We start from the raw sequence: 1,104 nt of genomic DNA, 5'->3' as shown, positions 1-1,104 counted from the left end.
CCGTGGTCATCGCGGCGGCGCTCGTGATCGGCGCGCTGATGCCGCTGGTGATCGCGGCGATCGCGCCGGGCTTCGTCGGCCGCGACACGCTGCAATTCGCCGTCGACGATGCGAGGCTGATGCTGCCCTATCTCGCCTTCGCCGGCCCCGTCACCGTGATGATGGGGCTGCTCAACGCGCAGGGACGCTTCGCGCTGACCGCGTTCTCGCCGCTGCTGTTCAACATCGCGCTGATCGCGGTGATGGTCGTGCTGCTGGTGCGGCAGCAGGAGCCGGTGCAGGCCGCGCTGGTGATGGCCGCGACGATCGGCGTCGCCGGCTTGCTGCAACTCTCGATGCTGGCGCTGCGCGGCGCAAAACTCGCCGCGCCGCTCCGCATCTCCTTCGATCCCGAGATGCGCGGCTTTCTCGGCCGCGCGGTCCCCGGCATGGTCGCGAGCAGCGCGCCGCAATGGCTCATGGTGGCGGGCGCCGTGATCGCGTCGACCTCGCCGTCGGCGGTGTCCTGGCTCTATTTCGCCAACCGTCTGCTCGAGCTGCCGCTCGGCATCGTCGGCGTTGCCATGGGCACCGTGCTGATCCCGGAGATGACGCGCGCGGTGCGCAGCGACGAACCTGGCGCGATCGCGCATGCGGAATCGCGCGGGCTCGAACTCACGGTCGGGCTCGCTTTGCCCGCAACGCTCGGCCTGATGGTGCTGAGCGAACCGATCGTGCGGATGCTGTTCGAGCATGGCGCGTTCACCGGGCAAGATACCGCAGCCACCGCGCAGGCCCTGATCTGGCTGACGCTCGCGCTGCCGGCGCATGTGCTGGTGAAGGCGCTGTCGCCGGCGTTCTTTGCACGCGAGGACACGCTGACGCCGCTGTTTGCGACGCTGAAGGCCATCGTGGTCGCGATCGCGGCGGCCTTCCTGCTCGGCCATTTGTTCGGCGCGAGCGGAATCGCGGCGGGCATTGCGCTCGGCGCCTGGAGCAATGCGCTGGCGCTGATCCGCAAAGGTGCCGCGACCTTCGGCTTTTCGATCGATGCCGAGGCGCGCCGCCGGCTGCCACGCATCCTGGCCGCAGCGCTGGCGATGGGCGGCCTGCTCTGGCTCGCGG

General features: G+C 69.9%; 1 protein-coding gene. It reads left to right on the top strand.

The window, feature by feature from the left end:
* Positions 1 to 1,104, top strand: a 1,104-nt coding sequence (gene murJ, locus H8B02_RS47410; RefSeq protein ID WP_229172533.1) for a murein biosynthesis integral membrane protein MurJ, incomplete at both ends; no start/stop codon positions are given.

Origin of the sequence: Bradyrhizobium altum (assembly GCF_020889705.1) — a bacterium.
Lineage (GTDB): Bacteria > Pseudomonadota > Alphaproteobacteria > Rhizobiales > Xanthobacteraceae > Bradyrhizobium > Bradyrhizobium altum.
The sequence above is the reverse complement of the archived record's forward strand: the minus strand, read 5'-3'. Positions and strand labels throughout refer to the sequence as shown.